Here is a 15,057-nt window from a genome sequence, read left to right as displayed (position 1 = left end):
ATGAAAAAGGGTAGAATGAAAGAGGAAGATTTTTCATCTTTTAGGGGGCGTTTTATGATTATTTTGGAGCAATATATGCACCTGTGGCTCCAGTATGGAAAAGGGAGATCAGAGGGAGAACAATTAGAAATAACAATACAAAATATATCTGAAACTTTATTTTGTACAGAGCGAAATAGTAAATTAATCATAAAAAAATTAGAAGAATTTAATTGGATTATGTGGTTTCCAGGCCGAGGGAGAGGAAATCGTTCAAAGTTGTTATTTCAAAAACATCCACTTTCTTTACTTTTAGAAAGAGGAAAAGAAATAACGAAACAAGGGGACGTAAAAAGTGGAAGTGCATTTATTGAAAGATATAGCTCGTATTTTCCATCACTTCAAACGCAATTTCAAACGTGGATTGATTCGATATTCGGTTATCAAGTCGAAAGGACATCTAAAGGGAGAAGAGATGTGCTACGTTTGCAAGTCCAAATGAATCTAGATATTGCATTAGATCCTGTATACGCTACGATGCGTTCGGAATGTCATATGGTAAAACATGTATACGACACGTTAGTGTATATAGACGGAAATACAAACAGTGTAGAGCCAAGACTTGCGTTTTATTGGGAATATGATGACCAGAAATATATATGGACCTTCTACTTACGAAAAGGTGTTCAGTTTCATAACAGGAAAGAATTTACTGCTTATGACGTTGTACATACATTTAAACGATTCTTGAAAGCGAAAAATAATCCGCATGCGTGGATGTTACAGCACGTTGAAAGTTTACATATTCTTGATGACTACATTGTGCAGATTCGTTTATCTACAGATAATAAGTTGTTTTTACATGCTTTAAGTACAGAACAGTGTTCTATTGTAAATGAAGATGAAGATGAAGATGGAAGGTTAATCGGTACTGGACCGTTTCGATTATGTGAAAAGAATGAGGATGTATTCGTATTAGAAGCAAATGATTTATATTTTCGCGAGCGACCATTTCTCGATCGAATTGAATTATGGAATGTAGAGCACAGCGTAAATACGTGCGATATTTTAGCGAAAGCACACTATAACAATATAGAAAAGCATCATAAAGAACTGACTAGACTTGAGTCGAATGTAACATACATTACATTAAATACCGCAAAAGAAGGACCTATGCAAAACACGATGTTTCGGAAAGCTCTATATAAAATCATTCATAGCAATGCGCTTATCGAGGAATTGCAAGGAGCGCGCGGAGAAATAGCAGAAGAATTGGTTCTAACAAAGGGTGGCACTATACATATAAATGAGGACATATATACGCTTATTAAAGAGAGCTCTTACCGTAATGAAACACTGCGACTATATACATTTACAGAACAAGATCATGTTGAAGACTCATATTGGATACAAAAAGAGTGTGCGAAGTATGGCGTCACTATTGAAGTCGTTTTTCTTGAAACAAAAGAGTTATTGCAAACAAGTACGATAAAAAAGGCTGATATAATACATGATAGTGCGACAATTAGTGAGCGTATTGAAGAGAGTTTACTATATATGTTTCTTACAAAAAACAGCTTTATTCATCAACATAGCAATATAAAATTTAACGAAGTATTGCAGTCTTATTTTATAGAGAATCAATTAGAGAAACGGATGACACTGTTACGCGATATGGAGGACACACTGTTACGTGAAATGCATATCATTCCTTTATATCGCAATAAACAGCGAGTAAGTTCACACGAAAAAATACAAAATATAATGATTAATTCACAAGGCTGGATTGATTTTTATGATATATGGTTTAAAGCTTGATATATATAGGTTCTTACGCATTTAAAGATATGTGTAAGAACCTTTTTTGTATGTAAGACAGGTTTGTTTCACACATTGTTACGCTACTTGCTATAAAAGTCTGTTTACAACGTAACAGTGTTATGTTACATTGTTATCAGGAAGGAGTGACATACAGTTGAGTACAGATTTGATTTCAAAAAAAGATTTATTAGAACTAGCTGGTATTTCATACGGACAGTTATATAGGTGGAAGAGAAAAAATTTAATACCGGAAGATTGGTTTGTACGGAAGTCAACGTTCACAGGCCAGGAAACATTTTTTCCGAAAGAAAAGATATTAGAACGTATTGATAAAATCCAAACGATGAAAGAGGATTTATCACTTGATGAATTAGCAAATATGTTCTCACCGAGCGTGACAGAAATTCATTTAACAAAAGATGATTTGTTACGTAAGGGTATTGCATCAGAAACAGTTTTACAATTCTTTATAGAACAAACGAATAAAACGGCAGATTTTCAATTTGCAGATATTCTTTATGTATACGTGTTAGAAGAACTTCTTCAATCAGGAGACGTTAGCTTAGAAGAAGGGAAAATGGTTTTACAAGTTTTACGTGAAAATTATGAAGCGATTAAACATAAAAATTGTGACTTACTTATTATTCGGAAGTTAGGGATTTCTACATGCTTCTTAGTATCAAGCGTTGAGGATTTAATTTTTGAAAAGGGAACAAAGATTGTTTTACGTGTAGCAATTATGAAATATACCGAAGCATTAAAAACTAAACTGTTGTAGTGGAGGAGAAATAATGCGTACAGAAAATTTAATTATAAACGGATATGGTTCATCAAACGGTGGAGAGTTTCATAAAGTGCAACTAAATGGAAAAGGAACTGTTAATGGAAACGTTGAGTGCGACCAATTTGAATGTAATGGTTACGGAATTGTTACTGGTGATTTGAAAAGTAGCGATGCGAGAATTAGCGGATCAGGTAAAGTTGAGGGTACAGTTAGTGCAGAAATGATGCGAATCGATGGGAAAGGGACAATTACACAAGATGTAAAGGCTACCACTTTAAAAATTGCAGGAAAAGGGACGATAGGTGGTAATGTAACTGGTGAAGAATTTAAAATCAATGGTCAAGCGACGATTGATGGTAATTGTGAAGTTGATATTTTTTCTTCAGAAGGGCAATTTACAGTTGGTGGATTATTAAGCGCAGATGAAATTAATATAAATATTCATGGTACATGTAGAGCGAAAGAAATTGGTGGCCAAACCATTAAAGTAAAACATAGATTGAGTGCTTTTAGTAGACTATTTAAAACAGTATTTGGCTTACAGTTAGAAGCTGAACTGCTGGAAGGTGACAATATCGATATTGATTATGCTCACATTAAAACAGTAAGGGGAAACAATGTTACTGTAGGACCGAACTGTGAAATTGAACTAATTGAATATACTGGGGTTCTTACTGTTGATAAAAGCGCAAATGTAAAAGAAATTAAGCAAGTTTAAAAGGGAGAGAGGAATCGGTATGGAAAATCAACATAGTCTTACTGTAAATGGATCAGGTAGCTCAGCAGGTGGAGATTATAACAAAGTAAAGATACGCGGCGAAGGAACAATTTCTAATCATATGAGTTGTAATGATTTTAAAACGTATGGTACGAGTGAAGTACGTGGCAATATGAAAGCGAAAAATTATGTCGTGTATGGAGATAGTGAAGTACAGGGGAATATGGAGGCGGAATATGTAAAAGTATATGGCAATGCCCAAGTACAAGGCGACGGACAAATTAATAAAACAAAAGTTAGAGGTATGATAGAATTTAAAGGGAAGCTATCCGGTGATTTCGTAGATGTGAAAGGCGCTTTAAATGTAAAGGGAGATATAGAAGTAGAGGAATTATTACTAACTGGTGGTCTTGAAAGTGATGGTTTGCTTAATGCTGAAAATATTGAAATCTCACTTCGTTATGAAGGAAGTAAAGTGAGAGAAATCGGTGGGAAAAAGATTACAGTACGTAAAAAATCGAGATTTATTCCTTTTACAAGTCATGCAGGAAGCCTTCAAACATCAATTATTGAAGGGGATGATATTTATTTAGAACATACAATAGCAGACGTAGTAAGAGGAAATCATGTTATAATTGGCCCTGGCTGTGAAATTAGTGTAGTAGAATATCACACTAGTTTTAATCAGAAAGGTAATGCAGTCGTAAAAGAACATAAACAAATATAAGTAGTATGAGGGAGAGCAAGGTTATGGTTGAGAAGAATAATAAGCTCGGTTTTGTTGTGGCGGGCTTATTGCTAGGGATTTTAATGGCATCAATGGATAATACCATTGTCGTAACAGCGATGGGAACAATCGTTGGTGATTTAGGAGGCCTTGAAAACTTTGTATGGGTCGTTTCTGCCTATATGGTCGCAGAAATGGCAGGTATGCCGATTTTCGGTAAACTATCAGATATGTATGGTAGAAAGAGATTCTTTATTTTCGGTTTAATCGTCTTTATGATTGGTTCGGCACTTTGTGGAACTGCTGAAAATATTACACAGTTAGGTATTTATCGTGCCATTCAAGGTATTGGCGGCGGGGCACTAGTGCCAATCGCATTTACTATCGTTTTTGATATTTTCCCTCCAGAAAAGCGCGGGAAAATGGGTGGTTTATTCGGAGCAGTATTTGGTTTATCAAGTATCTTTGGGCCATTACTTGGCGCATATATTACGGATTATATTAGCTGGCACTGGGTGTTTTATATTAACTTACCACTTGGAATTTTAGCACTTATTTTTATTACATTATTTTATAAAGAGTCACGAGTTCATAGAGAACAAAAGATTGATTGGTTTGGCGCAATTACTTTAGTTGGTGCAGTAGTTTGTTTAATGTTCGCCTTAGAATTAGGCGGACAAAAGTATGATTGGGATTCTAGCTTTATTTTAAGTTTATTTGCTGGGTTCGCTATTTTAGTAATTGCTTTTATTGTTATTGAACGAAAAGTAGAAGAACCAATCATTTCATTTGAGATGTTTAAACAACGTCTATTCGGAATGAGTACAATTATTGCCTTATGTTACGGGGCGGCATTTATGTCAGCAACTGTGTACATTCCGTTATTTATTCAAGGTGTATACGGTGGTACGGCAACAAACTCAGGATTATTGTTATTACCAATGATGTTAGGATCAGTAGTTACAGCGCAGTTAGGTGGATTTTTAACATCGAAACTTAGCTACCGAAACATTATGATTATTTCTGCTGTAATTATGCTAATCGGATTATTCTTATTAAGTACATTAACGCCAGAAACAAGTCGTATATTATTAACAATTTATATGGTTATTATCGGTTTTGGAGTTGGTTTCTCATTCTCTGTACTAAGTATGGCTGCTATTCATAACTTCGGTATGGAGCAACGCGGTTCTGCGACTTCAACGAGTAACTTCATTCGTTCATTAGGTATGACACTTGGTATTACAATCTTCGGGATGATTCAAAGAACTGGTTTCCAGGATCAATTAGAAGAATCGTTTAAAGGTATGAGCGGAGGAATGAATACAAACGCTTTAGGAGATTCAAGAGCTATTCTATCAGAATCGGCAAGATCTCAAATTCCGCCGCAAATATTAGATAAAATTATTGAAGCTCTCTCTAGTTCAATCGTTCAGACATTTATGTGGGCGTTAGTCCCCGCAAGTTTAGCGTTCGTATTCGTTTTCTTTATGGGAAATGAGCGCATGGTATATAAAAAAGAACAAAACAAGGTGAAAAGTGAAACATCAAAAGCGTAAAGAAAAAACTCCTTTCAATTTTGAAAGGAGCTTTTTCTTATGTACGGAGTCGAATTAGCCTTCGATAATTTCGTATTCTTCGTCTGCTAATAATAAAATTTGTGTTTTCTTACCTTTGTTTTGAACTTCGATTACATCATATGTACCTAAGTCTCTTAGCTTGCTTTGAGAAGCGTTAACCATAACTTCCATAGAATCAATTAAGATATCTTCTTCAACGTATGATTCAGGTAATGCCATATCTTCAGTATCTAATACACATGTATATAGATTTTGTAAGTTCTCAGCAGTTGGGTTTTGTTCCTCAACATCAATGATGTTTTTTACTGCTTCCATATTTTCTTCTTTTACTTGATATACTTTAATTTTAGTCATTGTTTTAATCTCCTTTATTACGTAATCTTAGAGGCTGCACCTCATTATAACGCTTTTTCATTGAAAGATGAAATTGTTATATGTATTTATAGTAAAAATTATGTGTTATTACTTATTATTGGTGTAATTTCCATATTGATGTTAGGCGTAACTAATTATATCCTTACGTTAAAATTATATTGTCCAAGCTTTTCATATATCCCGCTCATATTATGTGTATTAGATAAAAACATATAGGGAAGGGATTGAATGTAAGTAGATTGCGAGCCGAAATGAAATTGTCAATGTTGTCAAACTAGTATATGTGAATTTTTACAAAGTCTATAATCTTTTACAAAGGTTTAGAGTATCGTAATAGCTGGAAACGAAATCGTTGTATCTTATTTCCTTTCATTTAACAAGATGAAAGGTATCGTGTCATTTGTACAAGAAGACAATGAGGTAATATTTGTAGATTGTTCAAAAATTGATGTGATTCGAATAGGGAAAGTTTGTAGTTGTAAAACGAAAGTTAAATTTATTGAAGAGGAATTCCGTTTACTTGGAAATGTTTGTCCACATTGTTTAACTGAGGGAAGTACACTATTCTTCGATTTTAATAACCCTGAATTAAGTTTATCCTTACAGGCAAAAATGATTGATCCACCTAGATGTGATGAATTTGTAGATGAGATTGGGAATGTAGTAAAGCAAATTACTATAGTAGGTGAAGCGATTGTTTCTAAAGATTTTGTTCTAGTACCTGAACTGTTAGATTTTCGATTAATTTTATCGGATACAGCTGGGAATCCTTTGAAATTTGGATTGCTATTTATTAATTTCCCTGATGTTACTTATATTATTATTTTAGCATCAAGCGGATATCTTTCCATTTCGAACTGTTTAAAAATAGAGAGTGGAACTAGTAATGCCGAAATAGAAGAGATGAAAAAGATGACAATAATACGTACAAGTCAATTATTAAGTTGACTAAAATATATAAAAATGGTGCGACGGAATCTTTTATTTCTAAGAAGGAGTTATAACGTATCTATTGATTAACCCTCTTAGTTAAAATTTTATGTTTCGAAAAAATTTATAAAATAATAAAAAACATTACTTTGTTATTATTTACGGAGAACATTTTTAATTAGATAAAAGCTCATTTGTAAGTATTCGAAAAACTATATAAAAGTACATGCTTAATAGTAGCTTCAGAACAGAAGAAGTCATTTTGGAGTCGCTTGTTGGATAAATAAATTAAAATTGCATAATAAAAAAGTTCACTCCTTCTATAAATGTAGATAAGGAGTGAAAAGGAGTGAACTTTTTTATTCTTTTTGGATTTCAAATGAAATTTCTTTAGCTGCTTTTAAAGCTATTTTTTTAGCTTCTGTTTTAAAATAGGATGCTGCTAAAACGTAGCCACATCGATGTCCCATTGATGTAGGTGGTTTTAAGACAGTTCCTTTTTTAGGTTTTATATAAACTTTCTCTACACCAGGATATTTAGAACTACGGTTCTTTCCTGTAACTCGAATTAGTTTTCCTTTAGATTTAACTGTTAGGTAATGAGTGTATACATATTTATGATGTTTTTTATTTAGTGAAGGTTTATTTCCTAACATTAACTGAATAGTCTCTTGCACTAAGTTGATTCCATGTCCAATTTCAATTATATCATTCATTGCTCCACCTGATATTCTGGGGTTTATCTCAATTAATTTCCAATCATTATTTATTCTCCGGAGTTCTAGATGACAAGCTCCATTTTTCATATTAAAAGCCTGAATAACAGAATTAACTGCATTGAAAAGACTATTATATAGACTTTTGTCTACCTGTCCTAGTAAAGAATAACCAGTAACAATAAAACGTTCAAAGAGTGTAATTTCTTGTTCAATTACTGCTATAATATGGACTTTTCCATTTTGAACTAAAATTTCGACTAAGTACTGAGGTCCATCTACATATTCTTCAAGAAGAATTTCTTCATTAGGTAGTTTTTTTAAAAGACTTTGTATAGATAAAATTAATTGATTTTTATTTTTTACTAATAATACATCTTTTGATCCTGATGATTTAGGGGATTTCACAATAAGAGGGAAATTTATCTTTTTATTTTTTTTAAGAAAAGATGATAATGGTTCTGTTGGTTTGTAAATTAAATAGTTGAGTGAGATTGGTAAATCTTTAAGGACATTACGAGTTAATATTTTGTTTTCCATCCGATAGATAGCTTCAGTAGATACAATATTTGAGCAGAATTTTTCTGATAAACGTGCAGCCAGATAAACAAAGGGGTCAATAAAACTAAAGATCCCTTTTATGTTCTTTCCTGATTTATTTAATTTTTCAATTGTTGTAATTATATTATCATAATCATTTATATCGGTGAAAATCATCTGATGTACATCAGGGAATGTATCACGTTCTTCAATAAATTTTGTTTTTTTTGTTAACAAAACTGTAAAGAAATTAAGTTTTTCAGCTGCTTTGATTGCTTCCCTACTTGATCCAGATTTATTTGTTTCAATAAAAACAATAGTATCCATCTTATGCCACCCTAACCTTAATTATTTTATAAACCCTTAGATATAATATTTCTATAGGTAGAATATTAAAATGAGGTTAAGCTTGTTCTGGATTTTTCGAAAAATGGTTGAATGAAGGAGAACATGAATATATATATAATGAAGTTGATATTTGTTTTGAAAAAGATCTTTAAAAAGAGGGGAAGAGGAACCGATATGACTATAATTGGTATGCTTCATCATCGGAAAGATCCGAATGTCGTAAAGAAAGCATATACTTATGCTGCTGTAGCCAAAGCTGAAGGTATAAACTTTTTTTATTTTACTTTAGGGAAAGTAAATATAGAAACTGAGAAAATTTTAGGTAAAACTTATGAAAATGGTAAGTGGGTTGAACAAGAATTTTCTTTTCCTGATGTTATTTATAATGCAAGTGTTCATGTTAGTGATAAAAATCAGCAAATTTTTGATTATTTATATGATAAAGTTCCGTTCACAAGTCATTCAATTGGAGATAAATTAAGTGTATATAACAGAATAAAAAAAGCAGGGGAATTTAAGCAATATCTTATTCCTTTTTATGAATTAAATGATGTTAATAAGTTTTTTGACATGATTAATCGTTATGAAAAACTTATTATTAAACCAATTTCTGGACATCAAGGTAAGGGTATTATTTTTATTGAAAAACATGGGATAAATTACAGTATGAATGAGTCAGAACAAATTTCACTTATTAATAAAAAACAATTACTAAGTTTTTTGTCTGATAAGATTCAAGAGAAAGGTTACATAGTTCAACAGTTTATTTCATGTCAAATGAAATCTGGTCATGTTTATGATTTTCGATTGCATGTTCAAAGAAATGGAGAAGGAAAGTGGGTTATTACTTCAATATTCCCGAGAATAGGTCCATTAGGAAGTGTTGTATCAAATATGGCTAGCGGTGGTTATAGTACTTATTTAGATATTTTTTTAAAAACGGAGTTTGATAACGATTGGTATAATGTTCAAAGGTATTTAGAACGATTTGCGGTAAGTTTTTCTAACCATTTTAATTCTTTATATGAGGATGTATTATTTGATGAGTTAGGAATTGATGTTGGGATTGATGAAAACCAAAAATTGTGGTTGTTTGAGGTGAATTGGAGACCAGGCGTACCTAATATATTTAATCTTGAATTAGATGTAGCTAGAAATTTAGTTCACTATGCTAGATACTTAGCTGATAAACATAAATAAGAAAAGGAAAATAGAAATATATATAAACAGAAAATTACGAATTTAAATAAAATGTAAAATAACTCCAAAATATACAATAGAAGTTGATTTTGGAGTTATTTTTTGTTTACTTCACTTTTTTCCTCTTCTGTGAATCAGATAAAGCCTTTAAGGTTTCATCAAATTTCCGTCTGGTATGCGCTCAACAGCCGCTAGTCCATCAAATGATTTACGTAAATAGGTCACCCCTTGTACAAGATATACTTTTTTAATTGACAGATGATTATATAAATCGAGGGATTGGCTATAGTATGTTCTATAAAGGAGACGTCGTATGCGGTGCATCATCGTATAGTATTTATGATGATGGGATTGAAATTGAAGTTGCTACCGATCCGAATCATAGAAGAAAAGGATTGGTGACTGCAGTAAGTACGGCTTTAATATTGGATTGTTTAGAAAAGACGAAATATCCAAACTGGGATGCAGCGAATAGCACTTCTGCTAAACTAGTGGAAAAGCTTGGATATGTTTTTGATAAGGCGTATGATACTTTTTTTGTAAATAATAGGTAAATGAACGAGTTTGTACGAATTGAATTTTACAACATAAAAAGGCTAGAAAATCCAATTAAATTAACATCAATTAGCCCTTTTCTATAATTACAAAGATAAAATATCCAAAGATAATTTTACCTAAACTAAAGGTGTTAAGAGAGATGTTAATTAATAGTATTAGAGGGGAGAACAACGACAAGATTGTTTTCATTAGAAGTATTGATAAATTCTATTGGAAAAGGTGAGAGTAAAAAAACGATGTGAATGATAAAGATGAAGTGATTCCACAACAATGTAGGTATAAAAACCGACTTTATTAAGTCGGTTTTTATTTTTTAACAATCAGGTGTTACCCAATATTAAATTGCAGTTGCAAAGATATTATGAGATGAAGAAATCAACAAACTTAAATTTATCTGCCTTAATAAATGTAAGAATAGATTTTTTGAAAGTTTCTTCGAAAATATGGTTATCTTTTTTACTATTGAACTTAATTAACGTATCATTGTATTTTTCCACGTTGAGAGTTAAGAAATTCTATTTTTTATAGGTAAATATACATGAAAATTAAGTACATTAAGTTATGTGTATTTGACTATTAAAGAGAGAGTACTCTTTTTATTTGTAAATGATAAAAGTGACTATGATACAAACCCACGCATTAATAGAAGACAAACATATACAGTATAGAGAGTTAAAAAGCTCTAAATTTTTCATATAAAGGAGATTATAAAATATGAGTGAACAATGCCCAATTAATGTACCATGTCAGGTAGCGGGACAAACCCAAACACCATTAAGTGATGCTGCAGCAACACCAATTACTACTCCAGGAGCACCAATCGTAAAAATACCAGTTGTATTAGCGGAAAGAACAATTCAAATTGTTGTAGAAGCCGATGTTCCATTAGATCCTCCAGCAACTGAGATTAAACGTGTCTTAAAAAATGTATTTTTAACACAAGGTAAGTTAGTTCCTGTAGCATTTACTCCGGTAGTTGGTACACCTTACAACCGAGTTACAAGAGGAAAATTATTTGTACAAGGGTATATTCGTAAAAATATTGAATATGCAAATGATGAGTGTAATGGAGTTCTATATGATCGCATTGCAAATGTTCCATTTTCTGGTTTTGCAGATCTAACAGAAGCTGATTTTCTATCACTAGCTTTAATAGCTGCTTCTTCAGACACTACATCTCATTTTATTAATCCTAACAACGGCGATTTACCACGTTTAGATAAATACTTCTTCCAAAATTCGGTTTTTTATAACGAACAACCATATGTCGAATTAGTAAGTGCTCAATTTTTCGAATTAGACTTTTCACCTTGTCCAACAGAATTAAACGAGCCATTTGGAACTCTTCGTGAAAAAATTGTACTAGACCTTACTTTAAAAGTTTTACAAGTACAACAAGTACAAGTATAAGACTAAAAAAGCATTGTCTTTAATAAAAAGACAATGTCTTTTTTATTATTATAAAACATATATAATGATGGAATGGTCGCGTACAAAAAGCATATTTTTATGAATTTCATCAGATGGGGGGATGGTGATGAATAAGCCATGGGTTGGTAAGGAAATATGGAACAAAGTTTACAAATGGAAAATGCTGAATGTTCAAGATGATTCGCGCGAAATAAGAGAAAAAAAGGAAAGTAAAGAAACAGAGTCAAAAAAAGAAGATGAAGCAATTGAATTAGAGGAAGAAAGTGAAAAAACTAGATCAGCAAAAGAAGATAAAGCGATTGGATTAGAGGAAGAAAATGAAGAAATTGAATCAAAAAAAGAAGAAAAAGTAATTGGATTAGAGAAAGAAAGTGAAGAAACTGAATCAAAAAAAGAAGAAAAAGCAATTGAATTAGAGGAAGAAAGTGAAAAAACTGGATCAGCAAAAGAAGAAAAAGCAATTGGATTAGAGGAAGAAAATGAAGAAATTGAATCAAAAAAAGAAGAAAAAGTAATTGGATTAGAGAAAAAAAGTGGAAAAACTGAATCAGCAAAAGAATATGAAGAAAGAGAATTAGAGCAAGAAGAAATAGCAATTGAATCAAACAAAGAAAGTGAAGAGACTGAACCAGCAAAAGAAAATAAAGTGATTGGATTAGAGAAAGTAGAAGTAGCAAATGAATCAGAGAAAAAAAGTGAAGAAACTGAATCAAAGAGAGAAAGTATAGGTTTAGGATCAAAAATAGAGACTTCAGTGCATTCAATGGTAGTGAAAACGCCATTTTCTATTATTTCAGAAGTGTCTAGCTTTAATGTATTTCCAAAAATAAATGTGAAAAATCAAGATGCATTTGTATTTCGAAATGAAAAAGATGCGGAGGGGCGTGAATTAGATTCTAAGTTATTAACTACAGTGCAACAGTATCATTCGGAGGCTTATTGTAAATTAGTTTCTTTAAATCTTCATGAAAAGAGAATGCTTGTTGAATTATATAATCAAAAAGTTAAAGGGAATAATGAAGAGAATAAGGTAGAGACATCTTCATGGATTCCTATTCACAGCATAATATTAGAGAGTGGAAATGAAGGAGAAGTAAATAATTATATAACAGCCAGACTACCAATAGAAATAGGAAAATATAAAGGTGAAATTAGTTTACGAGAAAAAGTGGTATTCACAGAAAAAGTCATAGGAATAAAAGAGGTGGAACAGGAGATTGTTTTGACAAAAACCGAATTTTTAGTACCAAAAGTAAAAAAGAATGGACAAAATAAATTTACAGTTGAAAAAGGGAGCTTATTGGTAGAAGGATATATATATCAATGTATTGAATACATATCAGAACAAAGTACATTTCATGACAATGTGTATCAGTTAGTACAAAATATTGTATTGGAATTAATCATTCAAGTGATACAAGAACAGGAAGTACAAGTGCGAATTACATAAAAATGATTATATTCCCTTGATTAGCTCATTATTTTTATTCGTAGCGTATCAATGCGTAATCTTTTGTAAATCATTTAGTGCCATAGAATATCCTCCAAACGGTTTATCCTCAATGAATTCATTTTAATATTTATGAAGGATGATATTATTGCTAGCTAGGATAGTTACTTAATTGTATGAATTTCTTCAGGTTTATGTTTTAAAAAGGTGCTAACAAGTTTGTCAACGAACTTGCTAACACTTATTAAAAACAGGCATAAAATGTGGCGTATATGTTGTTTGAATAAAGAAGCTAATTCACAGATAATTTCTTGTATAATCTGATGTGTAATACAAAGTGCATTGACTCCTTTTTTACAAAACTCACAACTTAAATAGTAAAACATGTTTATCGTAATTTTCCAAACACCAATTATATTTTTTTAGAATAATTGAGTGGACAACTTCTTTCGTAGTATCGACTTCAGTATAGCCATATTTTTTATAAAAGTTTTCTAATTCCTCGAAAGGAAGACAATACACATTTAGTATTTGTAATTTTTTTGCAGTTTGTACTAAAAATGAAACGAGTTTCCCAGCTAATTGTAGACCTCTAAATTTAGGGAGAATAAAAATTCCACCCATTTCAATAGTACCTTCATCTATTTGGACTAAACGTCCAACACCTGCATACTCGTTGTTATATGTAATGATCGCAACTGTGTCTCGTGTTAAATCACTTGGTACAAATCCTATCGATTCATAATGATTATTAACCCATTCTAAATCATTAGATGTAGCTAGTTGAATACTCATATGTATCCTCCCTCAGAAAAAATGTAATATTCTCATTATACACAGTGTAATAACTTGTAAAAAGAGGTTAAAATGAAATCATTTTTATTTGCAGTTCAAGTTTTGAATAATAGTGCATACAATATAAAGTCTTTTCCTTTCTTCATTTAAGTTTTACGTATATAATTTAAAAGTACTATTTTTATTTTATATTTTTTATATTTATAACAGAATAGAGGTTTAAAAATGGGTGTTAAAATCATTACGGATAGTGCGGCGGATTTACCGGTAGAATTGCTGCAAGCATATGATATAGATTTAATTCCACTCCGTGTATATGATGAAACAGAAACAGAGTATTTAGATGGGGTTACATTAAAATCAGTTACATTACTGCAAAAAATGAGAGAAGGCGCAGTTTATAAAACGTCATTGCCTTCACTTGAAACATTCCAAGAAAAATTTATTTCCTATGCAAAAGAAGGTAACCCTTGTATATATTTAGCTTTTTCATCTGAATTGTCTGGTACATATCAATCGTCAGTTCTCATTAAAAAAGAAGTGAAAGAAACATACACTGATTTAGATTTAGAAATTATCGATACAAAATGTGCCTCACTCGGTCAGGGTATTGTCGTATTAGAGGCTGCAAAAATGGCAAAAGAGGGCGCATCAAAAGAAGAAATATTAAACCGTGTCGCTTTTCTAATGGAGCATATGGAGCATATCTTCACTGTAGCTGACTTACAGTACCTTGTTAGAGGTGGACGTTTAAGTAAAGTAGCCGGTTTCATCGGTGGTTTGCTAAACATTAAGCCAATCTTAAATGTGGATGAAGGAAAACTTGTACCACTTGAAAAGGTACGAGGGAAAAAGAAAGTATTAAGCCGAATTGTTGATATTATGGAAGAGCGTGGGAAAGACCTTAAAGGTCAAACAATCGGTATGACTCACGGTGATGATTTAGAAACTGCCGAAGCATTAAAAGCATTAATTACTGAAAGATTCGGCTGTGAAGTATTTATCGTAAATACAATTGGAGCAGCAATCGGAGCGCATACAGGACCTGGTGCGTTAACATTGTTCTTCTTAAATGAAGTAGAGTAAAGGATTGATCTTTTGATCA

At 31.9% G+C, this 15,057-nt stretch carries 12 protein-coding genes and 2 pseudogenes; 11 read left to right on the top strand and 3 right to left on the bottom strand.

Annotated elements, in window-relative coordinates:
- Positions 1 to 15: 15 nt before the first annotated feature.
- From I6L50_RS20415 to I6L50_RS20395, 5 genes are all read left to right on the top strand, one after another.
- The gene (locus tag I6L50_RS20415; RefSeq protein WP_219303731.1) at positions 16 to 1,797 is read left to right on the top strand and encodes an SgrR family transcriptional regulator; all 1,782 of its coding nucleotides are present in this window, start codon (positions 16 to 18) and stop codon (positions 1,795 to 1,797) included.
- Positions 1,798 to 1,954: 157 nt separating this feature from the next.
- Entirely contained in the window at positions 1,955 to 2,578 is a 624-nt protein-coding gene (locus I6L50_RS20410) for a YhbD family protein (protein WP_113937507.1), read from the top strand.
- A gap of 13 nt (positions 2,579 to 2,591) precedes the next feature.
- Positions 2,592 to 3,302, top strand: a complete 711-nt coding sequence (locus I6L50_RS20405) for a bactofilin family protein (RefSeq protein WP_002189907.1) — start codon at positions 2,592 to 2,594, stop codon at positions 3,300 to 3,302.
- A 19-nt stretch (positions 3,303 to 3,321) separates the two neighbouring features.
- Positions 3,322 to 4,029 (top strand): polymer-forming cytoskeletal protein, encoded by a 708-nt coding sequence (locus I6L50_RS20400; RefSeq protein WP_219302706.1) that lies wholly within the window; start codon positions 3,322 to 3,324, stop codon positions 4,027 to 4,029.
- A 23-nt stretch (positions 4,030 to 4,052) separates the two neighbouring features.
- Positions 4,053 to 5,588, top strand: coding sequence for an MDR family MFS transporter (locus I6L50_RS20395; RefSeq protein ID WP_012261118.1), 1,536 nt, complete (start codon positions 4,053 to 4,055; stop codon positions 5,586 to 5,588).
- A gap of 54 nt (positions 5,589 to 5,642) precedes the next feature.
- Here I6L50_RS20395 and I6L50_RS20390 read toward each other — a convergent pair whose 3' ends face one another.
- Positions 5,643 to 5,963 carry a hypothetical protein gene (locus tag I6L50_RS20390; protein ID WP_002032538.1) on the bottom strand — a complete coding sequence of 107 codons (321 nt, stop codon included), beginning with the start codon at positions 5,961 to 5,963 and terminating at the stop codon, positions 5,643 to 5,645.
- A gap of 300 nt (positions 5,964 to 6,263) precedes the next feature.
- Here I6L50_RS20390 and I6L50_RS20385 point away from each other — a divergent pair.
- Positions 6,264 to 6,988: pseudogene (locus tag I6L50_RS20385) on the top strand (BC_2878 family exosporium-associated protein).
- Positions 6,989 to 7,273: 285 nt separating this feature from the next.
- On the opposite strand, the gene I6L50_RS20380 reads toward I6L50_RS20385, so the two are convergent.
- The gene (locus I6L50_RS20380) at positions 7,274 to 8,497 is read right to left on the bottom strand and encodes an ATP-grasp domain-containing protein (protein WP_002084978.1); all 1,224 of its coding nucleotides are present in this window, start codon (positions 8,495 to 8,497) and stop codon (positions 7,274 to 7,276) included.
- Between the two features lie 123 nt (positions 8,498 to 8,620).
- On the opposite strand from I6L50_RS20380, the gene I6L50_RS20375 reads away from it, so the two are divergent.
- The 4 genes and pseudogenes from I6L50_RS20375 to I6L50_RS20360 all read left to right on the top strand — a co-directional run bounded on the left by I6L50_RS20375 (position 8,621) and on the right by I6L50_RS20360 (position 13,157).
- The gene (locus tag I6L50_RS20375) at positions 8,621 to 9,718 is read left to right on the top strand and encodes a YheC/YheD family endospore coat-associated protein (RefSeq protein WP_033708463.1); all 1,098 of its coding nucleotides are present in this window, start codon (positions 8,621 to 8,623) and stop codon (positions 9,716 to 9,718) included.
- Between the two features lie 257 nt (positions 9,719 to 9,975).
- Positions 9,976 to 10,272, top strand: a pseudogene (locus I6L50_RS20370) (GNAT family N-acetyltransferase); the annotation flags it as partial.
- Between the two features lie 718 nt (positions 10,273 to 10,990).
- On the top strand, positions 10,991 to 11,686 hold the full coding sequence (locus I6L50_RS20365) for a CsxC family protein (protein ID WP_002065863.1): 696 nt from the start codon (positions 10,991 to 10,993) through the stop codon (positions 11,684 to 11,686).
- A gap of 127 nt (positions 11,687 to 11,813) precedes the next feature.
- A complete protein-coding gene (locus I6L50_RS20360; RefSeq protein ID WP_219302702.1) occupies positions 11,814 to 13,157 on the top strand; it encodes a BC_2427 family protein in 1,344 nt (447 codons plus the stop codon).
- 363 nt (positions 13,158 to 13,520) lie between these two features.
- Here the strand turns inward: I6L50_RS20360 and I6L50_RS20355 are convergent, their stop codons facing one another.
- The gene (locus I6L50_RS20355; RefSeq protein ID WP_219302700.1) at positions 13,521 to 13,952 is read right to left on the bottom strand and encodes a GNAT family N-acetyltransferase; all 432 of its coding nucleotides are present in this window, start codon (positions 13,950 to 13,952) and stop codon (positions 13,521 to 13,523) included.
- 225 nt (positions 13,953 to 14,177) lie between these two features.
- On the opposite strand from I6L50_RS20355, the gene I6L50_RS20350 reads away from it, so the two are divergent.
- Positions 14,178 to 15,038 carry a DegV family protein gene (locus tag I6L50_RS20350; RefSeq protein WP_219302698.1) on the top strand — a complete coding sequence of 287 codons (861 nt, stop codon included), beginning with the start codon at positions 14,178 to 14,180 and terminating at the stop codon, positions 15,036 to 15,038.
- Positions 15,039 to 15,057: the final 19 nt, after the last annotated feature.

The sequence above is a fragment of the Bacillus sp. FDAARGOS_1420 genome, assembly GCF_019344915.1.
Taxonomy (GTDB): Bacteria; Bacillota; Bacilli; order Bacillales; family Bacillaceae_G; genus Bacillus_A; species Bacillus_A mycoides.
Note: the sequence above shows the minus strand (reverse complement) of the source record. Positions and strands in the feature narration are given on the sequence as shown.